The organism is Terrabacter sp. AAH1 (genome assembly GCF_054456855.1).
Genome location: NZ_JBTJJV010000002.1, coordinates 423995 through 447043, shown reverse-complemented (window position 1 = coordinate 447043; position 23049 = coordinate 423995). Strand labels below are relative to the sequence as shown.

At 71.8% G+C, this 23049-nt stretch carries 20 protein-coding genes; 6 read left to right on the top strand and 14 right to left on the bottom strand.

Going from position 1 to position 23049, the window contains the following annotated elements; translation table 11 throughout:
* Positions 1 to 208: 208 nt before the first annotated feature.
* Positions 209 to 2977, top strand: coding sequence for a glycoside hydrolase family 38 N-terminal domain-containing protein (locus ACXR8F_RS06040; protein WP_458799172.1), 2769 nt, complete (start codon positions 209 to 211; stop codon positions 2975 to 2977).
* 276 nt (positions 2978 to 3253) lie between these two features.
* Here the strand turns inward: ACXR8F_RS06040 and ACXR8F_RS06035 are convergent, their stop codons facing one another.
* From ACXR8F_RS06035 to ACXR8F_RS05985, 11 genes are all read right to left on the bottom strand, one after another.
* Complete coding sequence (locus ACXR8F_RS06035; protein ID WP_458799170.1) at positions 3254 to 4480, bottom strand: CehA/McbA family metallohydrolase; 1227 nt, start codon at positions 4478 to 4480, stop codon at positions 3254 to 3256.
* Entirely contained in the window at positions 4477 to 5571 is a 1095-nt protein-coding gene (locus ACXR8F_RS06030) for an ABC transporter ATP-binding protein (protein ID WP_458799169.1), read from the bottom strand. The genes ACXR8F_RS06035 and ACXR8F_RS06030 overlap by 4 nt, the downstream gene beginning before the upstream one ends.
* Positions 5571 to 6392, bottom strand: a complete 822-nt coding sequence (locus ACXR8F_RS06025) for a carbohydrate ABC transporter permease (protein WP_045189284.1) — start codon at positions 6390 to 6392, stop codon at positions 5571 to 5573. Before ACXR8F_RS06025 ends, ACXR8F_RS06030 begins: the two co-directional genes overlap by 1 nt.
* A gap of 7 nt (positions 6393 to 6399) precedes the next feature.
* The gene (locus tag ACXR8F_RS06020) at positions 6400 to 7341 is read right to left on the bottom strand and encodes a carbohydrate ABC transporter permease (RefSeq protein ID WP_458799168.1); all 942 of its coding nucleotides are present in this window, start codon (positions 7339 to 7341) and stop codon (positions 6400 to 6402) included.
* 55 nt (positions 7342 to 7396) lie between these two features.
* Positions 7397 to 8851, bottom strand: coding sequence for an extracellular solute-binding protein (locus ACXR8F_RS06015; RefSeq protein WP_458799167.1), 1455 nt, complete (start codon positions 8849 to 8851; stop codon positions 7397 to 7399).
* Between the two features lie 99 nt (positions 8852 to 8950).
* Positions 8951 to 9706 carry a DeoR/GlpR family DNA-binding transcription regulator gene (locus tag ACXR8F_RS06010; protein WP_458799166.1) on the bottom strand — a complete coding sequence of 252 codons (756 nt, stop codon included), beginning with the start codon at positions 9704 to 9706 and terminating at the stop codon, positions 8951 to 8953.
* A gap of 102 nt (positions 9707 to 9808) precedes the next feature.
* Positions 9809 to 10180: a hypothetical protein gene (locus ACXR8F_RS06005; RefSeq protein WP_458799165.1), complete on the bottom strand. Its 372-nt coding sequence runs from the start codon at positions 10178 to 10180 to the stop codon at positions 9809 to 9811.
* Complete coding sequence (locus tag ACXR8F_RS06000; RefSeq protein ID WP_458799164.1) at positions 10177 to 10479, bottom strand: PadR family transcriptional regulator; 303 nt, start codon at positions 10477 to 10479, stop codon at positions 10177 to 10179. The genes ACXR8F_RS06005 and ACXR8F_RS06000 overlap by 4 nt, the downstream gene beginning before the upstream one ends.
* Before the next feature lie 80 nt (positions 10480 to 10559).
* Entirely contained in the window at positions 10560 to 11618 is a 1059-nt protein-coding gene (locus ACXR8F_RS05995; protein WP_458799163.1) for a cation diffusion facilitator family transporter, read from the bottom strand.
* Positions 11619 to 11729: 111 nt separating this feature from the next.
* Entirely contained in the window at positions 11730 to 14054 is a 2325-nt protein-coding gene (locus tag ACXR8F_RS05990) for a glycoside hydrolase family 31 protein (RefSeq protein WP_458799162.1), read from the bottom strand.
* 77 nt (positions 14055 to 14131) lie between these two features.
* Positions 14132 to 15505 carry an FAD-dependent oxidoreductase gene (locus tag ACXR8F_RS05985; RefSeq protein ID WP_458799161.1) on the bottom strand — a complete coding sequence of 458 codons (1374 nt, stop codon included), beginning with the start codon at positions 15503 to 15505 and terminating at the stop codon, positions 14132 to 14134.
* A 51-nt stretch (positions 15506 to 15556) separates the two neighbouring features.
* On the opposite strand from ACXR8F_RS05985, the gene ACXR8F_RS05980 reads away from it, so the two are divergent.
* Positions 15557 to 15961 carry a cupin domain-containing protein gene (locus tag ACXR8F_RS05980; protein ID WP_045189268.1) on the top strand — a complete coding sequence of 135 codons (405 nt, stop codon included), beginning with the start codon at positions 15557 to 15559 and terminating at the stop codon, positions 15959 to 15961.
* A 19-nt stretch (positions 15962 to 15980) separates the two neighbouring features.
* Positions 15981 to 16367 carry an SRPBCC family protein gene (locus ACXR8F_RS05975; protein ID WP_458799160.1) on the top strand — a complete coding sequence of 129 codons (387 nt, stop codon included), beginning with the start codon at positions 15981 to 15983 and terminating at the stop codon, positions 16365 to 16367.
* A 93-nt stretch (positions 16368 to 16460) separates the two neighbouring features.
* On the opposite strand, the gene ACXR8F_RS05970 is transcribed toward ACXR8F_RS05975, so the two are convergent.
* Positions 16461 to 17534: a hypothetical protein gene (locus ACXR8F_RS05970; RefSeq protein WP_458799159.1), complete on the bottom strand. Its 1074-nt coding sequence runs from the start codon at positions 17532 to 17534 to the stop codon at positions 16461 to 16463.
* 10 nt (positions 17535 to 17544) lie between these two features.
* Complete coding sequence (locus tag ACXR8F_RS05965; RefSeq protein WP_458799158.1) at positions 17545 to 17910, bottom strand: hypothetical protein; 366 nt, start codon at positions 17908 to 17910, stop codon at positions 17545 to 17547.
* A gap of 309 nt (positions 17911 to 18219) precedes the next feature.
* Between ACXR8F_RS05965 and ACXR8F_RS05960 the strand changes: the two genes are divergently transcribed.
* Together ACXR8F_RS05960 and ACXR8F_RS05955 are read left to right on the top strand one after the other, a co-directional pair.
* On the top strand, positions 18220 to 18882 hold the full coding sequence (locus tag ACXR8F_RS05960) for a hypothetical protein (RefSeq protein ID WP_458799157.1): 663 nt from the start codon (positions 18220 to 18222) through the stop codon (positions 18880 to 18882).
* 112 nt (positions 18883 to 18994) lie between these two features.
* Positions 18995 to 20527 (top strand): S8 family peptidase, encoded by a 1533-nt coding sequence (locus ACXR8F_RS05955; protein ID WP_458799156.1) that lies wholly within the window; start codon positions 18995 to 18997, stop codon positions 20525 to 20527.
* A gap of 95 nt (positions 20528 to 20622) precedes the next feature.
* On the opposite strand, the gene ACXR8F_RS05950 is transcribed toward ACXR8F_RS05955, so the two are convergent.
* Positions 20623 to 21942, bottom strand: a complete 1320-nt coding sequence (locus ACXR8F_RS05950) for an MFS transporter (RefSeq protein ID WP_458799155.1) — start codon at positions 21940 to 21942, stop codon at positions 20623 to 20625.
* A gap of 38 nt (positions 21943 to 21980) precedes the next feature.
* Here ACXR8F_RS05950 and ACXR8F_RS05945 point away from each other — a divergent pair, with 38 nt between their 5' ends.
* A complete protein-coding gene (locus ACXR8F_RS05945; protein WP_458799154.1) occupies positions 21981 to 22982 on the top strand; it encodes a pirin family protein in 1002 nt (333 codons plus the stop codon).
* Positions 22983 to 23049 lie beyond the last annotated feature (67 nt).

The following is a 23049-nucleotide window of genomic DNA, read 5'->3' as shown; positions in this document are numbered from 1 at the left end:
GCCCCCACCACCACACCCACGTCCACCAGCACGACCTCACCGCGACCGTCACCGCGGCCGGGGTCACCTGGCACACCAGATGACCCCGCCCCGCACCCCGCCCCGACCCCGGCGGGGTCAGTGGCCTGCGTGCACGCGCCACGCCCAGTCGACCGAGCGGCTCTTCACACCGCGCAGGGCCACCGACCTGCTGGCAGGATCGTGAGCCATGACCTCGACGGTGTGGCTCGTCCCGCATACCCACTGGGACCGTGAGTGGTACGAGCCCTTCCAGCGCTTCCGCCTCCGGCTCGTCGACCTCATGGACGATGTCGTCGAACGCGCCGCGCGCGAGCCGGACTTCCGCTTCACCATGGACGGCCAGATGGCCGCCATCGACGACTACCTCGAGGTCCGACCCGAGCAGACCGACGCCGTACGCAAGCTCGTCGCCAGCGGCCAGCTCGCCATCGGGCCGTGGCGCGTCCTCATGGACGAGTTCCTCTGCTCCGGCGAGACGATGATCCGCAACCTCGAGATGGGTTGGGCCGACGCCGACCGTCTCGGGGCGGTCATGCCGATCGGCTACCTGCCCGACATGTTCGGCCACTGCGCCCAGATGCCCCAGATCCTGCGCCACGCCGGCATCGAGCAGGCCGTCGTCTACCGCGGCGTCCCCGCCGAGGTCGACCGCCACGAGTTCTGGTGGCGTTCTCCCGACGGCACCGGCATCCGCACCGAGTTCCTCGCCAACAGCTACGGCAACGTCGCCGACGTCTTCGGCGGCGGCGCTGCCCGCGAGCGCCTTGCCGCGCGCCTCGCCACCCAGACCGCGGCGTACGACGAGGACTTCCTCGCGATGTATGGCACCGACCACGCCGCCCCGCTGCCGACCCTCATGAGCGAGGTCGCCGGTCTCACCGCCGACCCGGACGGCCCGCGCATCAGGGTCGCGACCCTCACCGAGTACCTCGCCGACCCGCGTACGGCGGAAGGTGAGCTGCGCACGATCGACGGCGAGCTGCGCAGCCACGCGCGGTCCAACATCCTCCCCGGCGTGCTGTCGGTCCGCTGGCACCTCAAGGAGGCGATGGCCCGCACCGAGCGACTGCTCACGAGGTATGCCGAGCCGTTCGCCGCGCTATACCTGCCCACCCTGCCCGGCCACTACCTGTCGATGGCCTGGCGCCGCGTCATCGACTCCTCGTGTCACGACTCGGTGACCGGGTGCGGCGTCGACGAGACCGCGGTGCAGGTGCTCGCCCGACTGCAGGAGGGTGAGCACGCGGCGCAGGCCGTGCGCGACCGCGCCCTGGCCGTGGCCGCTTCGACGGCTCCGATCGGTTCGCTCGTCATCGCCAACCCGCTCGCATCGGCCCGTCACGACGTCGTCGAGCTCACGGTCCCGGTGGCCGCGTCGCTGGAGTGGGTGGGCTTCGAACTGCCGGACGGGAGTGTCGTTCCGGCGCAGGAGATCTCACGGCCCGTGGCCGAGCTCGCAACCGAGACGGTGCGGTCGGAGGACCTGCCGAAGCTGATGCACCGCGTGCACGACCGGGAGCTCTTCGGGCTCCAGGTGCGTGACATCGAGATCGACGAGGCGGCGCGGGCGCTGACGTTCCACCTTGCCGACCACGGCGACCCCGACTTCGACGCCATCGCGGCCGAGGCTCGTCTGCGCGCGGCGGCGGACGCGACGGGGCCCGGCGTCGAATGGCGGGTCGTCACGCAGGACGAGCCCCGGCGCCGCCTCGCGGCCTCGGTGCCCGTCCCGGCCCTGGGCTGGACCAGCGCCCGCGTCGTCGGGCTCGACGGTGGCGAAGGCCGCGACCAGGCGTCCGTCCGGGTCGACGACCGCGTGCTCGACAACGGGCTCGTGCGCGTCGAGGTCGACCAGCACGGGTCGCTCACGGTCAGCTCGGACGGCGTCACGCTGAGCGGTGTCGGACGGCTCGTCGACGGCGGCGACCCCGGTGACTCCTACAACTACGCCCCGCCCGCGGATGACGTGCTCGTCGACGCCCCGAGTTCCGTCCGGGTAGCAGCGATCGGCAGCGCGGGACCGGTCGTCGGCGCCCTGCGCGTCGACCGCTGGTACGACCTGCCGATGAGCAGCAACCTCGCGGGGCGCTCTGCCGACACGGAGTCGACGCCGGTGACGATGCACGTCGAGCTGCGCGCCGGCGAACCGTTCGTGCGGCTGCGACTCGACTGGCAGAACCGCACCCGTGACCACCGCCTCCGGCTGCACGTGCCGACCGCCGTCGCGGCCGACCACTCACACGCCCAGGGCCAGCTCGCCGTCGTCCGCCGCGGCCGCACCGCGGAGGCCGGGCCCGTGGGCGAGTACCCGCTCCCCACCTTCCCTGCCGAGACCTTCGTCGACGCCGGCGCCGCCGGCATCCTGCTCGGCCGCACCGTCGAGTACGAGGTCGTGGACGGGCAGGACTCGACGTCCACCGAGGTGGCGGTGACGCTGCTCCGGTCCATCGGCTACCTGAGCCGCAACGTCCACCCCTACCGCAGCGAGCCCGCCGGGCCGCAGCTGCCGACCCCCGAGGCGCAGGTGCTCGGCCCGTGCACGATGTCGCTCGCAGTGATGCCGCACCGCGGCTCCTGGTCCGACGTCGGTCTCGCTGAGGCAGCCGAGGCCTACCTGCAGCCCGTCGTCGTCAGCGCCGGCACCGCCCCGGCCGACACGGCACCAAGACAGATCGAGGGACTCACCGTCGGTGGCCCCGGCGTGCAGCTCGTCTCGCTGCGACGACGCGAGGACGACGACACCGCCGTCGAGGTGCGCCTGCTCAACTCGAGCGACGATGCCACCGAGGCCGCACTCGGGTCGTCGGCCGTCCCGGTCCGGTCGGCGTCGCAAGTCGACGGCGTGGGCCGGCCCGGCGACGAGCTCGACGTCGAGGACGGAATCCTGCGAATTCCCATGCGCCCGTGGGAGATCGCCACGCTGCGAGTCGACCTAGGAGTCCCCCTCCCAGGCTGACCCGACGTCACTGAACCGCCCCAAACTCGAGTGCTCAGTTTCCGACGACGATCCACGTCAGGAACTGAGCACTCGACGGCGGGATGAGGCACACCGGAAGGTCGAGTGCGCAGTTTCCGACGACGATCCACGTCAGGAAGTGAGCACTCGACTGAGGGATGGGGCACACCGGAAGGTCGAGTGCGCAGTTTCCGACGACGATCCACGTCGGGAAGTGAGCACTCGACTGGGGGTGGGGACGGAGTGTTCTTTCGATTGGCTTGGGGGGTGCGCGGGTCAGGCGGTGAGGGCGTGGACGTGTCTGTCGGCGTCCTCGAGCCAGCAGGGGCCGTCCCACCCGGTCGCGCGCACTCGGTCGTCGAGGAGGACCTGACGGCGCTGGCCGAAGCCGGTGAGGATCAGCCCCTCGGCACCGATCGCCACCACGCCGTCACCGTCCCGCAGCAGCAGCGGCCCGTCGACGCCGGCACTGACCGCCGTCCGGCCGGCGCTGACAGCCCCGAGCACGTCGTCACCCTCGGCCAGCACCCAGGTCGTCGGCGATCCGGGCAGGCCGTCGCTGCCGTGCAGGTGGAAGTCGCTGCCCCCGATCGGAGTCGTGCCGGGCGTCTGGAGCCACCACGCGAGCGGCGCTCCCCACGTCGGGACGAGGGCCCACGACGAGTGCCACACCTCCGCCACCTTCGGACGGTCCACGGGCAGCAGCCAGGCGCAGTCCGCGGCGAGGGGGTGGTTGATCGACAGCAGCCCGCCGCGGCTCTCGGCCTGCCCCGCCCACGTCTCGGGCGGTGACCGGAAGTCGACGAGACCGACGTCGCCGAAGACGTTGGCGTGCCCGACGTCGCGCGTGACCTCCTGCCCCGGCACGAGCGTGATCCCGTGCCGGCGGCCGACGGCAGGCAGCTCGGCGTGGTGGCTGGTCGTGTTGTGGTCGGTGACCGCGAGGAAGTCCAGACCGCGCGAGACCGCCAAAGCCGCAAGCCCGCCCACCGACAGCGACCCGTCGGAGTGCACCGTGTGGGAGTGGAAGTCGCCGGCCAGCCACTGCCTCCCGTCGACCGTCGGCAGGTCCCGCCGCCGAGCCGGGCGCTCACCACGAGCGGGCGGGTCCTCCGGCTCCGCCAGCCGGTGCTGCTCGACGACAGCCGCCCCCACCTCGCGCACCGTCAGCTCCATCTTCGCGCCCGCCGCCGGCACCCGGTGCAGCCCGATGAGCACGCACCACATCCCCGGCTCGACCGGCTGGGGCACGTAGCCCGGCGTCGCCCACCCCTGTGAGACGACGACACGGCTGCGTGCCCCACCCGACCACCCGACGTATCCCCCCGGCCCCTCGAGACCGAGGTCGAGCACGGCACCCGGCTCGGCGGCATACGTCATCTCGACCTCGATCGCGCCCGCCCCTGACCCGGGCACGTCGAAGGCGATGGAGCGGATCTGCGAGTCCGCCCGGTCCTCGGGCAGCCACGTGCGACTGACCCGCAGCAGCGTCGGGGACGTCATGGCACCGGACTGCTCGGCGACAGCAGCTCCCCCTCCGCGTCGTAGACGAGGACCCGCCCGGAGGCCGGGGCGACCCCCACGACCGCCCCGACCTCGGGCTCCTCCCCTTCCGGCACGACGACCTGCACCCGCTGGCCGTCGTCGGTGCGTGCCGTCACCAGCACGCTCGCCCCCAGGCTCTCGGTCGTCTCGACGGTCCCCTCGAAGACGAGCGGCCCCTTCCCGTCGACACGCGCGTACTCCGGCCGGAACGCCACCGTCACCTCGCCGTCAGGCGCCTCGCGGCCGGCCCACCCCGCCGCGACGGCGTCGACCCCCTCCAGGGCGCCGACCTGCAGCACGCCGCCGACGAGCTTGCCCGGCAGCATGTTCATCGGCGTCGAGCCGATGAAGTTCGCGACGAACGTGTTGGCCGGCCGACGGAAGATCTCCGACGGGGTGCCGAGCTGGCGGATGCGCCCCGCCTCCATGACGGCGATCTGGTCGGCCATCGCGAGCGCCTCACTCTGGTCGTGCGTGACGAAGACGGTGGTGACCCCGAGGTCCTTCTGCAGCCGCTTGAGGAAGGTGCGCGCCTCGAGCCGCAGGCGCGCGTCGAGGTTCGACAACGGCTCGTCGAGCAGGAACACGTCCGGCTGGCAGGCCATCGCCCGCGCGAGCGCCACGCGCTGCTGCTGCCCACCCGACAGCTCACCGGGCCGGCGCGCCATGAGCGCCGACAGCCCGAGACCCTCGCCCGTCTCGGCCGCCTTCGCCGCCCGCTCGCTGCGGCCGACCTTCTTGATGCGCAAGGGGTAGGCGATGTTGTCGGTCACCGTCATGTGCGGGAAGAGCGCGTAGTCCTGGAAGACCATCGCGACGTTGCGGTCACCGGGCGCCAGCCGCGTGACGTCGCGGTCGCCGATCGAGATGGAGCCGCCCGAGGCCTCCTCGAGCCCCGCGATGGTGCGCAGCAGCGTCGTCTTGCCGCAGCCCGAGGGGCCGAGCAGCGCGAAGAACGAGCCGTCCTCGACCGTCACGTCCAGACCGTCGATGGCGGTGACGTCACCCGGGTAGACCTTGGTGAGGCCGTCGATGCGAATGCTGGCCATCAGCTCTTGATGCCTCCGTGGAACCGGAACCCGTAGCGTCGGTTGACGAACAGGTAGAGCGCCACCACCGGCAGCGCGTAGACGAGCGAGAACGCCGAGATGAGAGGCAGATTCGCCTGCCCACCCTCGGAGTAGAACGTGTACATGACGACACCCGCCGGGATCTTCGCCGGGTCGCGCAGGAGGATGTAGGCCGTGAGGAAGTCGCTCCACACGTTGACCAGCGCCCAGACGGCGATCGTCGCGAGCCCCGGTCGCACGATCGGGAGCACGACGTGGCGCAGCACCTGGGTCGGGCTCGCACCGAAGACACGCGCACTCTCCTCGTAGGACTTCGGGGTCGCGTCCATGAAGTCCTTGAGGATGAAGATCGCTGCCGGCAGGAGGCCGCCCGTCAGCACGAGGATGACGCCGGAGCGGTCGTCGATGAGGTTGAGCTGGAACATCAGCTGGAAGATCGGCACCATCGCTGCCGTGCCCGTGACGATCGAGCTGAGCAGCAGCAGCCCGTAGAGGATGCCGTTGCGTCCGGGGATGCGCACCCGCGAGAGGGAGTATGCCGCCAGCGCCGCGAGCGCGGTCACGCCGAGCATCGTGCCGACCGCGAGGTAGACGGAGTTCTGGAGGGAGGAGAACGCGTACGGGTTCTCCGAGAGCTTCTGGAAGTTCGCGAGCGTCCAGTCGGGCCAGCTGACGTCGAGCCCCGGCTGCGAGTCGAAGGGCGCCGTGACGAGCCACAGCATCGGCAGCGCCCAGAACGCGAGCACCGCCGCGAGGAACGCGACGAGCGCGAGGCGACCGACGACCGACCGGGTTCTCATCGCGACCTCACCGCCGCTCCCGGAGCAGGCGCACGTAGAAGAGCGCGATGACGAGGTTGATGAGGAGCATGATGAACGAGATGGCCGAGCCGTAGCCGAGCTGGCCGCCGTAGAGGGCCTTGTTGTAGATGAAGACCGGCAGCGTCTCGCTCGCGTGGTTCGGGCCGCCGGCCGTCAGCAGGTAGGGCGAGAAGTCGTTGAACGTCCAGAGGCTGATGAGCAGCGTGTTGGTGAGCACGTGCCCGCGGATGTGCGGCAGCACGACGTCGCGCAGCTGGGCGAACGCGCCGGCACCGGCGAGCCGCGCCGACTCGAGCTGCGACGGCGGCACCGCCCCGAGCGCCGCCGAGAAGAGCAGCATCGAGAACGCGGTGCCGCGCCACGTGTTGAAGACGATGATCGAGGCCATCGGGTGCTCGAGCAGCCACTCGGTGCCACTGGTCTGGAGCATTGCGTTGAGCGTGCCGCCATCACCGGAGAGGTAGGCGACCCAGAGGAACGCGACGATCGAGCTCGGCAGGATCCACGCCAGCAGCACCAGCGTCTCGACCACCGACCGCACGAGCTTGGGCACCGTGCGCAGCGTCCACGCGAGCGCGAACCCGGCGACGGTCTGCCCGACGATCGCCGATCCGAGCACGAAGAGCAGCGTCAGCCACAGCGAGTTGCGGAAGTCGGGGTCGGCGAGCGCGGCCGTGAAGTTGTCGAGGCCGACGAACTCGGGGTTCGCCGCCTGGATGCCGGTGAGGCGGTAGTCGGTGACGCCGAGGTAGACCGTCCACGCGGCCGGCACCACGAGGAACGCGAGCACGAGGACGAGCGCCGGCGCGACGAGGCCCGCGGCGCGCGCCCGGCCGAGGCCGGCCGCGTCGATCGAGTCGACCGGGCCGCCGGCGCGGGCTCCCGCCTCGCGGTTGCTGCGGATCTTCCGGTCCGCGGTGGCGGTCATCGGGCACCCGCCTCCCCCTGAAGGGGCGGGTGCCCGATGACTGCCACAGGGACCATCAGGACGTCGCCACCTTGTCGGCACCCCCGACGGCCTTGACGACCGCTGCCGAGTACGCCTTCGCGGCCTCCTCGACGCTCTTGCCCGACACGATGTCGGCCGTCGCCTGCTGCAGCGCCTGCGAGACCTGCGGGTAGACGGCGAGACCGGGCCGGTAGTGCGTCAGCGGCAGCACCTTCTGCGAGACGAACGTCAGCATCGGGTCCTTGGCGAGCACCTTCTCGTTGACGTCCTGGCGCGCCGTGATGCGTGCCGAGCCGGCGAGCAGCGCGTTGATGGCGTCGGCCGACCCGAGGAACTGGAGCAGCTCCCAGGCCTGCTGAGGGTACTTCGTGTTCGGGTTGAGGAAGTAGCCGCCACCGCCCGACATCGACACGAAGTCCGTGCCGCCGACGCCCGCGCCGGGCTCACGTGCGGGGATGAAGGCCCAGCCCACGTCGGTGTCGCGGGACTTCATCGGGTTGGCGCCCTGGTCGGGGTTGACGACCGACCGCCAGAAGTAGTCGCCCTCGAGGAGGACGCCGACCTTGCCCGCGGCGAACGCGGCGAACGACTGGTCACGGCCCTTGGCGGCCTGCTGGAAGTTCTTGCTGGTCAGCCCCTGGTCGACGAGCTGCTTGTAGAAGGTCAGCACGTCGCGTACGGCCTTGGTGTCTCCCTGCCACTTGTTGTCGGCGTAGATCTCGGAGCCGGTGCCGACGAGCAGCGGCAGCACGCCCTGCATCGTCGTCGCCTCACCCATGGCGGTGCCGGCGTTGATCTGGATCGGCTCGACGCCCGAGATCGACTTGAGCTTCGTGCCGGCGTCGAGGATCTCCTGCCACGACTTCGGCTGCCAGTTCGCCGGCAGCCCGGCCTGCGCGAAGAGCTTCTTGTTGAAGTAGAGGACGCGCCCGTCGGTCCCCGCAGGTATGCCGTACGCCTTGTCCTCGAACGACGCGTTCGCCTGCACGGCCTTGGGGATCTGCGACCAGCCCTCCCACGACGTCACGCCCGACCCGGCGACGTCGGTGAGCGGCTTGAGGTAGCCGGCCTGCGCGAACTCGCCGACCCAGATGCCGTCGAGCGCCATGACGTCGGCGCCGGCCCGGCTCTTGAGGTCGAGCGCGACCTTCGTCTTGTACTGCTCGTCGTCGACACCCGACGGCTGGAAGGTGACCTTGACCGTGACGCCCTTGGCCTTCTGCTGCTCGGTGAACTTCGGGATGACGTACTTGGCGTACCAGTCGGCCTCCTCGGCGTTCTTGCCGCCCGCGATGGCGTTGGAGGTGATCGTCAGCGTGACGTCCTTGGCCCCGGCGTTCTGCGTCGGGTTGGCCCCGGTCGACGAGCCGCGGTCGCACGCGGCCCCGACGAGGGCGACTGACGCGGCGAGGCCGGCGATGACGGCGCGTCGGAGCGGGCGGGTGTGTGCCTGCCTCGGCGTGCCGTGGGTGGCGGAACGGACTTCCATGGTGTGGCTCCTTCTCCGATGGACGTGCTGGGGATGTCTGTGGCGAGCGGTGGTCGTCGCGGTCGCGAGGCCGGTGAGCCGGCCTGCCGGCACCGGCGGTCAAGGGGCGAGCAGGACCTCCGTCCCGGTGTCTCGGGCGCGGCCGAGGGTGCGCGGGTCTGCGAGCGAGGTCGTGATGAGCACCGACACGGACTCGAAGCCGAAGACGCGGATCGAGCCCTTGCCGGGGAACTTCGTGTGGTCGGCGAGCAGCACGACGCGCCCGCCGCTCTCGACGAGGCGCCGCTTGGTCGGCACCTCGACCGACGTCGTGTCGAGGATCCAGCCGTCGGAGTCGACGCCGCTCGTGCCGAGGAAGACGAGCGAGGCGCTCACGTGGCGCAGGGCGTCCTCGGTGAGCGGCCCGACGAGCGAGTGGTAGGCCCGTCGGAGGGCGCCGCCGAGGATGACGAGGTCGACGACGGGGTCGTGGCGCAGCTCGTCGAGGACGGCGAGGCTCGGCGTGATGACCGTGATGTTGCGGCCCCTCAGCTCACGGGCGAGGGCGCCGGTGGTCGTGCCGATGTCGAGCAGCACGGTGTCGCCGTCGCGCACGAGCTCGGCCGCACGGCGGGCGATGCGCTGCTTCTCCGAGGCTGCGTCGTCGGCGGCCTTCTCGTAGGGCTGGTCGATCTCGACCGGCAGTGCCGGCGCCGCACCGCCGTGGACGCGGCGCACGACGCCCGCGTCGGCGAGCTCGGCGAGGTCGCGGCGGATCGTGGCCGACGAGACGCCCAGTCGCAGAACGAGGTCCTGGACGGAGACCGCACCGTCTCGCACCTCGTCGGCGATGGCGCGTTGCCGCTGGTAGCGCACGATCGAACTGTTGCACAGAAATGAGCGAAAATGCGCGTTGGTGAGCGGTGGACTCGACAGCTCTGAGCATTCGCTCAGGAGGGTGCGCGATCTGACGCGTCGTCAGCCGCCGATCACGCCTGCCGTGCCGGTGTTGACGTACTCCTTGCCGCACCGGCTGCACGCCCGGTAGAGCTTGCCGTCGCTCGTGTGCCGCGTGACCCACACGTGGTGCAGGTTCATCCGACACATCACCGGATGGCGGGGCTGCGGCTCCGGCGCCGGGCCACCGTCCGTCAGCGCGGCGTGCATGGATGACGACGACATGGCGACACCGAGGGCATGGCGCCACGCGGCGACCCGGCCGAGCTCGTGCATCTCCGCCACGAGCTCGTCGTGGTAGCGGTTGCGCATCTCCGATGGGACCCCCTCGGTCGCGCGCTCCATCGCCGAGACCGCGAACCGGACCGATGCTCTCGTCTGCTTCTTCCTCACGACAGGCCCTCCTTCGGGACCGGTGCGAACGGGGTGCGCGGCCGGTGCGCAGCCGCACGGGCCCGGCCGGCTTCGGCCGCGCCGGACTCGGTGAGTCGGTAGTACCGACGCGCCGGTCGCCCCTCCCTGCTGGGATCGATGTCCTCCCACCGTGACTCCAACCAGCCGACGCGCTCGAGGCGGGCGAGGATCGGGTAGACCGTGCCGCCCGGCAGGCCCGCCGCGGTACCGATCTGGGAGCCGTACCACTCGGCACCCAGGTCGCTCATCAGGACCTCGAGGATCAACCGCGTTGCCATCGTCATCCGAGGAGGCATAGTCGTACTCTACCTAGGGTCGAGGACGGACGGAAGACCTCACAGCCAGTGGCCTGCAGGCGTCAGGAGGTGCGGCCGTCGCTGCTCATGGCGCCGGCGGGCGTCCCGGTGGCCGACGTCCCGATGGAGTCCGGCTCGATGGTCAACGCGTCCGGGCTCGACAGGGTGATCACCGCACGCGCGACGACCTGGTGCTCCTCGATGGCGTGCCCGAGCGCGGTCAGCCGGTCGGCGACCTTGGCCTCCGTCTCGTCACCGACGAGGTCGACGGCCGCGACGAGGAACACCTTGCCGGGGCCGACGAACTCGAGGTGCAGAAACGTCACCCGCTCGACCTCGGGGCTCTCGTTCAACTCGTCCAGCGCCCGGCGCCACACCTCGGCGCTCACCGCCTCGCCGACGAGGAAGTCGCGGTTGCGACGGATGAGGAAGATCGCGACGACACCGAGCAGCAGGCCGACGAGGATCGATCCAATGGCGTCCCACACGGCCTGGCCGGTCACCTGGTGCAGGAAGATGCCGAGCCCCGCGATGAGCAGGCCGACGAGCGCCGCGGCGTCCTCGGCGAAGACGGCCCGCAGGGTCGGGTTCGACGTGTTGGCGATGAACTTCAGCGGCCGGAGCCCGCGCCGCTTCGCCTCGGCCCGGGTCTGTCGCGTGGCCTGGACGAACGACACGCTCTCGAGCACGAAGGCGATGGCCAGCACGGCATACGCCCATGTGTACGACGTCTCCTCCTCCTCATGGCCGAGCACCGAGATGCCGTGCCACACCGACACGACCGCGCCGGCGCCGAAGAGACCGAAGGCCGCGAACATCGACCAGACGTACGCCTCGCGCCCGTAGCCGAACGGGTGCCGCGCGTCGCGTGGCTGGGCCGCCTTGCGCTCGGCGAGGATGAGGAAGACCTCGTTGCCGGCGTCGGCCCACGAGTGCGCCGCCTCGGCGACCATCGACGCCGACCCCGTGATGACCGCGACGACCGACTTCGCGAGCGCGATGAGCGCGTTCGCGACGAGCGCGATGATGACGGTCAGCAGGCTCTCGCCGCCACCGCCGCCGTGCTCGTCTGCCCGTCCGGCCTCGTGATCATCGCCGTGATCTTCATCGTGACTCGCCACGAGTGCCACCCTTCTCCTCATCGTTCTGAGCCCGCAAGCACCATCGCACGCTAGTGAGTCGTACCCGCGATCGCGGGGCGAGCGGACCAGTTCGCCTCAGGCCGTATGCCGTCAGGCCGAGTGGCGCACGACGTCGAAGCGCGTGCGGGCGTGGCCGGCATACCCAGGCCCCTCGGTGTCGTGCTCGACCCGCACGTCGCCGCCGGCCCGGCTGACGACGACCGTCGTCGTCAACCGCTGCGGCTCGCCGTCGACGACGGTGAGCCCGTCGTCCTCGACGAGCACCGACTCCCAGCTGCCGTTTGCCACCGGGTCGAAGACGTGCAGCTCGACGACCTCGGGGTGGTGGTCGTGCGTCGACGCGGGCGCCTCCGCCCACATCGGGATCGCCGCGCCCGCCCGGGCGAAGAGCGGGATGCGCTCGCGCGGGGTGTCGACGGTGATCCGCCGGCCGCCCTCGTGCAGCTCGCCGGTGTGCCAGTCGTACCAGCCGCCCTCGGGCAGGTAGACCGTGCGCGAGGTCATCCCCTGCTCCGTGACCGGGGCGACGAGCAGGTCGCGGCCGAAGAGGTACTGGTCGTCGAGGTCGACGACCTCGGGATCGTGCTGGTGGTCGAGCACGAGCGGTCGCTGCACCGGCTCGCCCGTCTCCGTCGACCGGACGAACGCCGAGTAGATGTAGGGGATCAGTCGGTAGCGCAGCCGCACGGCGTCGCGGGCCAGCCCGTGGATCTCCTCGCCGAACGACCACGGGTACTGGTCGACGTTGTTGGTCTCGGAGTGGTTGCGGCAGAAGGGAGTCAGGGCCCCCATCTGCATCCAGCGCAGGAACAGCTCGGGGTTGGTGTCGCCCTGGAAGCCGCCGATGTCGGCGCCGACGAACGGCTGGCCCGACAGGCCGAATCCGCACGCCATCGGCATGCTCACCCAGAGGTGGTCCCAGCGGGCCTGGTTGTCGCCCATCCAGTTCGCGGCGTACCGCTGGATGCCCGCGAAGCCGGCCCGCGACAGGATGAACGTGCGCGCGTCGGGCTGCGCAGCGCGAAGGCCGTCGATGGTGCCCATGGCCATGAGCAGCGCGTACTGGTTGTGGTAGCGCTCGTGCTTGGCCCGGCCCTTGTCGAAGAGCATCGCCTCCGCTGGGATCTCGCCCGTGGCCGGCTCGTTCATGTCGTTCCAGATGCCGGCGAGGCCCGACCCGACGTGACGGGCGTTGAGGTCGCCCCACCACGCGCGCGCCTCGGGCGTCACGAAGTCGGGGAAGACGGTGTTGCCCGGCCACACCTGCCCGACGTACGTGTCGCCGCCCTCGGTGCGGCAGAAGACGTCCTTCTCGAGGCCGTCGTCGTACACCTCGTAGCCGGGGTCGTGCTTGACACCCGGGTCGACGATCGTGATGGCCCGGTAGCCCTGGTTGGCCAGGCCCTTGAGCATGCCCGCCGGGTCGGGGTAGCGCTCCGAGTCCCAGGTGAAGACGCGGTAGCCGTCCATGTAGTCGATGTCGAGCCAGATTGCGTCGCAGGGGAACTCGTCGTCGCGGTAGCGCTTCGCGATGACCTCGATGTCCTGCTGCTTGTAGGCGTGCCAGCGGCAGTGGTGGTAGCCGAGCGACCAGATCGGCGGCAGCGACGCGCGGCCGGTCAGCCAGGTGTAGCGCTCGAGGATCGAGGCCATCGACGGTCCGGCGAAGACGTACTCGGTCCACTGGCCACCGTGGAATGTGATGCGGTACTCGTCGTCGCGGCTGAACTCGTACTCGCCGCGGTAGCCGTTGTCGACGAACGAGCCGACGGCCGTGCCCGACTCGGCCGAGCGCTGGTGGAAGAACGGCACGGTCACGTAGTACGGGTCGAACTCGGTGCTCGTCATGTCGGCCCGCGGGTCGTCCGCGTCGAGCCCGGCCCGGAACTCGGCCGTCGCGTGCTCGTTGAGCACGTCGGTGTTCCACATCGTGAAGTCACGGCCGCGGCGGTTGTGCCGGCCACCCTTCTCGCCGAGGCCGTAGATCGCGTCGTCGCGCCCGATCCGGCGCCGCGTCGTCCACGCGTCGTTGAGCGTCGCATAGGTCCAGTAGCGGCCCTCGGCGTCGGGCGCCGACTCGATGACGGCGGAGCCGTCCGTGCGGTGCACGTCGACCCGGAACGGGTCGAGCCACAGCGTCACCACGAGCTCGTCGGTCGTCAGCCGCCACGACCCGTCCGACTCCTCAGCGGTCCAGTCGACCGCCGCGCCACCGTCGGCGCCGAAGGGGTCGACGCACACGGCATACGTCGGCTTCTCGTCGAAGACGCCGCCGCGGCTCAGCTGGAGGCGCACGACGTCGGGGCGCACGGCCTCGACGCGCAGCTGCTCGCCGTGGAGGCGGGCGAGCAGGCCGCGCTCGGTCCGCTCGACGGAGTCGACGCGCTCGAATCGGATGAAGTGGTCGGTCCTCATGCGTCCACCCAACCAAAGACGCGCCGCCACGACGAGCCCCGTCCCCCTGGCGGCCCAGACGACGTATGCCGTCCTGCTCAGTCGGTGACCACGGGCCCGACGCGGGGGTGGAGCACCGGGGCACCCGTCACCACCGGTGACCGACCCGCCGCACGGAGGACCCTCGCGACCACGAAAGCGGGCGGGCGGGCCAGCTGGAGCACGTCGTTGAACGCGACCGCCACCGGGAGCGAGGCGTGCGCCGCAAGGACCACGCGCCGGATGTAGCCGTTCAGCTGGTCGGTGCCGAGGGGCTTGGGACCTCGAGTGGCCGGATGGCCGAAGTCGCCACCGACGGCGATCCGCCACGGCGCCTCGATGATGCGGGCAGCCCTGCGGTGGAATCGTCTCGGCAGGTCGGCGTCCCACACGCCCGTGCGCGCGACCAGCTGTCCGAGCGTTTCGGCCTGCAGGGCCGACGACGACATCCCCTGCCCGTAGATCGGGTCGAAGCTGCTCGACGCGTCACCGAGCACGACGAGGCCCGGGAGCAGATCGCGCACCTTCTCGTAGTGCCTGCGCTGGCTCGAGGGGAACCGGTAGGTGGTCACCTCCGAGACACGCTCGCACCGGTCGATGAGCTGGCCAACCGCCGGGGTCGGGAGGGTGGCCGCGAACTCGGCGATGCCGTCGTAGGACAGGGGCGGCACGTCGCCGTGGACGCCTCCCACCGTGACCTGCCAGCGCTCGCCCTCGATGGGGACCGCCGCTCCGAACCGGAAGGTGCCGGGGTTGTCGCTGCAGAAGACGAACTGCCCGTCGAGGTCACCGGCGGAGCGGCGCAGCGTGAAGGAGGTGTAGGCGATGTCGATGTCGACCCGAGTGACGGGCGGGTCGAGCAGGCCCCGGCTCGCGAGGTCGTGCGCGATGCGGGAGCTGCGTCCGGAGCAGTCGACGACGAGGTCGGCCGGTCGTTCCTGTCCGTCGACGAGGACCCCGGTGACCCGACGGCCGGACAGGGCGACACCCTCGACGGTGACGCCGTCCTCGATGGTCACGTTGGGCAGCGTCGCAACGCGGCCACGCACGACCGACTCGAGCAGTGGGCGCGACTGCGAGATCGCCGGCCTGCCCCAGTCGCCGCGCGCCCGGTAGGCGCCGCCCTGGAACACGAAACCGCCGGTGCCGTCGATGTGCACGGCGCCGCGGCCCAGGCACTCGTCCTCGATGCCGGGGAACCAGTCGCGGAGCCGGTCGAGTCCCGCCGAGAGCAGCAGGTGGATGTGGCGGCCCTGCGGCACTCTCCCGCGCGGCTCGACCGACTCGGGCAACCGCTCGCGCTCGAGGACCACGACCGACTCGGCGTGGTCCGACAGCGCCCGCGCAGCCAGCAGCCCGGCGATGCTCGCCCCGACGACGACCACCCGTCCCTGTCGCTGCCCCCGCACTGCCCGTCGCGCCTGACCGGCCACAGATCAAGGCTAGACGTGGTCAGGCGCCCCGGCCGGGAGTTTGATGGGGTCATGAGCGACTCCCACGACCCCGCCCAGCCGTGCAGCCGCGTCGGCGGCGACGCGCTCTCACCCGCCGACCCGACCCCGGGCATGACCCGGCACGTCGCGCTGCACACAGAGACGATGTGGTCGGGCACCGTCGACACCGAGGCGGGTGCCGTCTCCGGATGGCACCACCACGGTGACCACGACACGACGCTCTACATCGTGTCGGGCACCATGCGGCTCGAGTCCGGACCGAACGGCGAGCACGTCGTCGAGGCGGGTCCGGGTGACTTCCTGCGCGTACCCGCGGGAGCCGTCCACCGCGAGAGCAACCCGGGTGGCGCGACCTCGCGGGCCGTCGTCGTGCGCTGCGGCTCGGGCACGCCCACCGTCAACGTCGACGGCCCGGCCCGCGGCGACGCGGTCTGAGCGAGAGGAGATCCCGGCCGTGCGCGCCACCTTGAGCGAGACCGGCAAGGCCACGCCGGCCGACGCCTGGGCACGCTACGAGAACCTCGACCTGTGGGCGACGTGGTCACCCCAGGTGCAGGAGGTCATCGCCGCCACCCGGCGCCTCACGCCTGGGCTCACCGGGCTCGTCGTCGGGCCGCTCGGGGTGCGCCTGCCGTTCGAGGTGACCACCGTCGACGCCCCAGCGATGACGTGGAGCTGGCACGTGCGGTTCGGCCTGGTGCACGCGACGCTGGACCACTCGGTGCGCCCGGCTCCTGGCGGCGGCTGCACGAGCGACCTCGTCATCGATGCACCGGCGTATGCCGTCCTCGCCTACCGTCCCATCGCCGCCCTCGCCCTCCGCCGCCTCGTCGAGGCGTAGGAAGGTGAGCACTCGAGTGGGAGCTTGGCGTCGGGAACTGAGCACTCGACGAGAACCCCGGCTTCGCGTGCGCAGTTCCTGACGGGATCCGGGTCAGCCGGCGGGGTCGCGCAGCAGGGTGTCGAGCTTCTCGTCGGCCAGGGCCTCGGCGCACGCCCGGACCACCTCGACCACGTGCGAGTCGGGGTCGAGCGCGACGAGGTCGTGCGCCGACCCCTCGAACTGCATCTGGCAGACCGCCGAGCCGAGCAGCAGCGGCACCGGGTCGGCGAGCGACGGACGCAGCGTGACCGCCTCACGGCTGAGGCTCCCGACGTAGATCGGCTCGAGACCGTCGCCCTCGGCGGCGGGGCGCACGACGATGACGTGGACGTCGTCGGCAGCCACCGCGACGCTGATGGCTCGCCGCACGGTCGCGAGCGCGAAGGACGCGAGACCGCTGAGGTAGAGGGCGTTCCGCTCGGAACGCGTGCGGCGACGCATCATCCGCCGGCCGCTCGACGAGACGCCGGGCCCGCGCTCGCCGACGATGTCGAGGCCGGGGTAGCGGCCGACCACGGTCACGTAGCCGCGGGAGGTGGCGACGTCCCAGCCGGCGTCGACGCACGTGCACCCGCACTCCGCGGCCGCGAAGTGAGCGTCGAGCTCGGCGATGACCGTGGCCGGGTCGTGCTCCGAGAGCTCCCTCCACTGGTGCTCGACGGCGACGGTGCGGTGCTGGGCCACCACGGCGTGGGCGACGTCCAGGGCCGCGCCGAAGCCCTTCGCCTCGGCCTCGGCCGCCGCCTTGGCCTTGGTCCTCTCGGACCACTTGAACAGCGGCACCTGGGGCAGGGCGGCTCGGAACGCCTTGCGCTGCAGGGCAGCCCGGTCCTTGGCCGACAACGGCGCCGTGTCGGGCGGGTCGGGGCGGCGGCGCAGCGGGTGGTTGTCGAGGTGCAGCGAGCCCAGGGTCTCCTCGGCCGCGCCGAGGGCGACGACGTCCTCGACCGCGTGGGCGTCGTGGACGCGCTGCTCGAGCTGCGCCAGCGAAAGGTGCTCCCCGGCCGCGGTCGCCTCCGCCGGCACGCCCGTCCGCACGACCGGACCGGCGTCGAGCGACGCGCGCAGTCCGGACGCGGAGGAGCTGAGCCGCACCTCCGGCGCGACCCTGAGCAGCAGGTCCACGTCGGTCGACCTACCTGCCCGCAGAGGTCAGCAGGCCGTCGATCTCCCAGGAGGTGTCGACGACCGTCTTCGCGCCCGCGCGCGGAGCCGGCTTTGCGGCGGCCTCGGCCGCTGCGGCAGCAGCCGACGCGGTCGACTCGGCGGCTGCCCGCGCCCGCAGGCTCGCGAGCCAGCTGCCACGGTCGGTGCCGTACGTCGCAGCGGTGCTGCGCGGCGGCATACCGAAGCGGGGCGGACCCGCGACCACGGAAGCGTCAGCAGCCCGGGAGCCGGCGGCCTCGCGTGCCGCCAGGCCCGCACGAGCCTCGGCGCGCTGGTCGACGAGCGTCCAGAACTCCCAGTCCGCGGGCGGCGCGGGCCAGGACGGGTCGGGCATCCAGTCATCGGTCGGCGCCCACGACGCTGACGGAGCAGGCCATCCCGGAGGAGCGTTGAAGCGCACTGCCATGTCTACCCCCTTAGAACAACAACCCTCTGATGCGTTGACGGGCCGACCCTGACGACCCCCACATTCGGCACGGTACGACCTGTAGCAGGGCAAAGTCATTGAAATGGACAAAAACGCCATCCCGCGCGGATCGTCCATACCCCCCGGACCCGGCCCGGCTGCACTCAGGGACCGCTCCGGGGTCGCTCGGGGTCGACCCCGATGGGCGACGCCGCCCGTGGCGGTCACGCTGGACGCATGACGACGAGCACGCTGCCGGCACCGGTCACCAGCCCGACGGCTCCGGTCCGTCCGGCCGCGACGGGCCCGACGGGCACGACGGTCGAGGCCGCGAGCCGACCCGACCGGGTCGCCCTCCTGGCGCTCGTCGCGCCGCTGCTGCTCTTCGCCCACGGCATCGCCGACTGGGTCGACGGGCTCGGCGGTCCCGACGTCCTCGGCGGTCCCGACGTTCTCGACCCGGCCGGGACCCGTGGCCCGCTCGCCGTCGCCACCGGGGCACTGCTCGTGCTCGCCAGCGCGGGACTCGCGTGGCTCACGACGACCCTGGGTGCGCGGGCCGAGCACCTGCCGGTCGCGGTGCCCACGGCGCTGCTCGCCGCGTTCGGCGCGGGCGCGACCGGCGCCGTCTGGGTGGGCGGCCTCACCGGCTTCCTGCCCGCCACCGTGCCCACCGCGCTCGCCGCCGGAGGTCAGGTGCTCACGGCGCTCGCGCTGGCACTCGTGCTCGCCACGACGTGGCTCGAGGGGCGTATGCCGGCCGGCTCGCTCGCGCTCGCAGGAGTCGCTGCCGCCCTGCTCGCGCTTCCGTGGGGCCTCGAGCCGTTGGGTGCGCTCGTGCTGCTCATCGCCTTCGCGCCCCTCACCCGACCAGTGGGGAACAGCCCGCGGGTGGCCTGACGCCGCCCGATCTTCTCGACGAGCGGAGTCGCGGATTCGGTCGCAGGATGGGTCCCATGTGCCCGACATGGGCGCATCTGCACCATTCCCTCACCCAACGGGAGCCCAACACATGCGACACCCCAGCCTGACCAGACGTGGCGCGGTCGCCGTCGCGTCGCTCGCCCTCGCGTCGACGGCCGCCTTCGGCAGCATGGCCTCGGCGTCGACCACCGCCGAGCCCGCCTCGACCCCGGTCACCATCAACACCCCCGACGGCCGGCTCATGAGCTACGTCGTCAACGCGAAGGCCGCCAACCCCGGCCAGACCCGCCTCGTCGAGCGGGCCGTCGTCGCGGCCGGCGGCGTGGTGGTCCAGTCGTGGCCGCAGATCGGCGTCGTCATCGCGCACTCGAAGGTCTCGACGTTCCGGGCCGACGTCGTCGCCGTGGGCGGCAACGCCGTCGAGTCGGTCGGCGCCACGCGTACGGTCGCGGTGTCCGAGGGCACCCCCGAAGGTGCCGCCGCGGCCTGGGGCCGCGGCGCCTCGGGCTACAAGCAGGGCGCGAAGAAGGCGTGGAACGGCGACGTCGAGGCCGAGACCACCCCGGCCGGCGCGACCGACCCGCGAGAGGGCGAGCAGTGGGACCTCACGATGATCAAGGCCGACCAGGCCCACAGGATCACCGACGGCTCGCGCAACGTCCTCGTCGGCGTGCTCGACAGCGGCATCGACGCCGACCACCCCGACCTCGTGAAGAACCTCGACGTCGCCAACTCGGTCAGCTGCGTCGACGCCGGACGCCCGTCCACCACGGGCTGGGAGCCGACCACGAGCGACCACGGCACCCACGTGGCCGGCACCATCGCCGCCGCCCGCAACGGCGTCGGCATCGTCGGCGTCGCCCCGAACGTGCGGCTGGCCTCCGTCAAGGTCGTCAACGACGACGGCTTCATCTACCCGGAGTACGCCGTCTGCGGGTTCGTCGAGGCCGGCCTCAAGCACATGGACGTGACGAACAACAGCTACTACGTCGACCCGTTCGAGTTCTACTGCGAGGACCAGCCCGACCAGTACGCCGCAAAGGAAGCCGTGCGTCGCGCCGTCGCCTGGTCGACCGAGCAGGGTGTCGTCCACGCGGCCGCTGCCGGCAACTCGGCCCACGACCTTGCCGACAAGTCGTCGTTCAAGGACACGACGAGCCCCGACGACCAGCCTGCCGCGGGTCAGGTGAGCCGCACGCTCAACAGCGGCTGCAACGACATCCCCACGGAGCTCCCGGGTGTCGTCACGGTCTCCGCCGCCACGCGCACCGGCTCGCTGGCGTACTTCTCGAACCGCGGCCTCGGTGTCATCGACGTCGCGGCGCCCGGTCGCAGCATCCTCTCGACGGTCGTCGCCGGCAACGGTTACGGCCTGAAGAGCGGCACGTCGATGGCGTCCCCGCACGTCGCCGGTGTGCTCGCCCTCATGAAGTCGGTGCACCCGAGCTGGACCCCGGCCCAGATGGTCGAGAAGCTGCGCAGCCAGGCCGACGACCGTGCCTGCTCGGCGCAGGAGGTGCCGCCGCCCGGCCGCACCGGTGGCCCCGACTGCACCGGCCCGCTCGCGGACAACAGCTTCTACGGTGAGGGCATGGTCGACGCGCTCGACGCCGTGAGCTGACCAGTCCCACCCGTCTCACCTCACCGAACGCGGTGTTCGGTCTCGAACTCAGTGTTGGAACACGGTTTTCGAGACCGAACGCCGCGTTCGCGCGTTCAGGCGGGGGTGCGGAGGGAGCGGACGGTGCGGACGAGGAGCACCAGGGCGACGAGCTGGCTCGTCGCCACCACGACGACGAGAGCCGTCAGCGACCGGTCGTAGAGCCAGCCGGCCACGAGCCCCCCGACGATGGCGAACGCGCCCTGCACCCCCGCGAAGACGCCGTATGCCGTCGCCCTCCGCGGCGCCGCCACGACCTCCGCGACGAGCGCCTTCACCGTCGAGTCCTGCACCCCGTAGGCGAGCGCCCACACCGCGACGCCGAGCAGCGCCACCCACAGCCGCCCGGTGAGCGCCAAAGGCGGCACGAGCGCGACGAGCACCGGCACGAGGTAGAGCACCGCCCCTCCTCTGCGGTCGTAGACGAGCCCGACGCCCAGGGCGGCGAGCGCCTCGACGGCCATCGCGCCGGCATACACGAGGGGGACGGCGGCGACGGCGACGAGGCCCGCGACGGTGAGGTGGTAGCCGATGATCCCGAAGGTGACGAGCCCGCCCGTCGTGAGCCCGGCGGCGAGCGCGTAGCCGAAGAACTCGCGCGGCAGCCCCGTCCCGACGGCGTCGGCGAACCAGCCCCGAACTCCACGCAGGTCCGATGAGACCGGCTGCGCCACAGGGTCATCCGGGTCAGCAGACGTGACCGGCGCTGCGGTGTGGACCTCGTCGTAGACCGACGGGTCGGGCACCCGTGAGCGGATGACCGCGAGCAGCAGCATCGCTGCCACTCCCGGGACGGCGAGCACCGCCATGCCTGGCCAGATCGCCCCGGCCGCCCCGATGACGGCCGCGACGAGCAGCGGCCCCGCGAACGCCCCGACCTGGTCGAGAGCCTTGTGCACGCCGAAGCCCCGACCGCGGCCCACGGCCGACGCCACGTGCGCGAGGAGCGCCGACTTCGACGGGCTGCGCACGGCCTTGCCGGAGCGCTCGAGCAGGATGAGCACGGCCGCGAGCACCAGACCCGCTCCCCCGACGAACGGCGTCACGGCGAGCAGCGGCACGCAGACGGCGGTCAGGCCGTAGCCGAGGATCGTCAGACCCCAGTAGCGACCGGTGCGATCGGCGAGCGGGCCGAAGACGAGCCGCAGCACGAGGGCCATCGCCTCGCCGGCACCGGTCACGAGACCGACGACGACGGCGCTCGCCCCGAGCGAGGCGAGCAACGGCCCGTACATCGAGCGGGCGCCCTCGTAGACCATGTCGGCGGCGAGGCTGACGAAGCCGAACCACCACACGACCCGCCAAGCCGACCAGCGCCGGCCGACCCGTGCGCCCGTGGCGTCCGTGGCGTCCGTGGCGTCCGTGGCCTCCGTCATGCTGGGAAAGGTAGCAACGTCAGGCTTAGCCTGATCCGGTGAGCAACCCGGACCGCCACCCCGACGAGGTCGTCTGCGCCGCCCGCGAGGGTGGCCCGTCCAGCGCGGTCGTGCTCCCCTACCGCGAGGTGCCGCTGGGCGGTCCCCGCGCGATGCCCGTACGCCGCAGCCTCCCCCAGCGCGAGCGCTCGCTCATCGGGGCGTGGTGCTTCGTCGACCACTACGGCCCCGACGACGTGTCGCAGACCGGGGGGATGGCCGTGCCCGGCCACCCGCACACCGGGCTGCAGACCGTCTCGTGGCTCTTCACCGGCGAGGTCGAGCACCGCGACACCACCGGAGCCCACGCGTTCGTGCGTCCGGGCGAGCTCAACATCATGACCGCCGGCAAGGGCATTGCGCACTCCGAGTACTCCACGCCCGGCACGACCGTCCTCCACGGCGCGCAGCTGTGGGTGGCGCTGCCGGAGGCCGACCGTTTCGCCACCCCGGGTTTCGAGCACTACGCCCCGCCGGTCACCGAGGTGGACGGGGCGCGCGTCCTCGTCTTCCTCGGCACCCTCTTCGGCCAGACGTCGCCGGTGACGATGTTCTCCGACCTCGTCGGCGCAGAGGTGACGCTCGAGCCGGGGCGGTCGCTCACGATCACGGTCGATCCCGGCCACGAGCACGGGCTGCTCTGCGACACAGGGCTGCTCACCGTCGGCGACGCCACTGCCAAGCCCGGCGAGATCGTCTTCCAGGCGACCGGAGCCGAGCGGGTCACCGTCGAGTCCGGCCCCGACGAGGCGGCCCGCTTCCTCGTGCTCGGCGGCGCCCCGTTCGGCGAGCAGATCGTCATGTGGTGGAACTTCATCGGCCGCAGCCACGACGAGGTCGTCGGCTTCCGCGAGGAGTGGCAGCGCGCCCGCGAGGTGAGCGGCGACGAGAACGGCGACGAGAACGGCGGCGAGACGGCATACGGCGTCTTCCCGAAGGAGTGGGAGCACACCCTTCCCGCCCCCGGCCTGCCGAACCTGCGCCTGCGCTCGCGAGGCTGACACACGAAGCAGGCCGAGCACTCGACTCGCGGGCGCCGTCGGGTGCCCGTCTTCCGTTTGGAGGCCG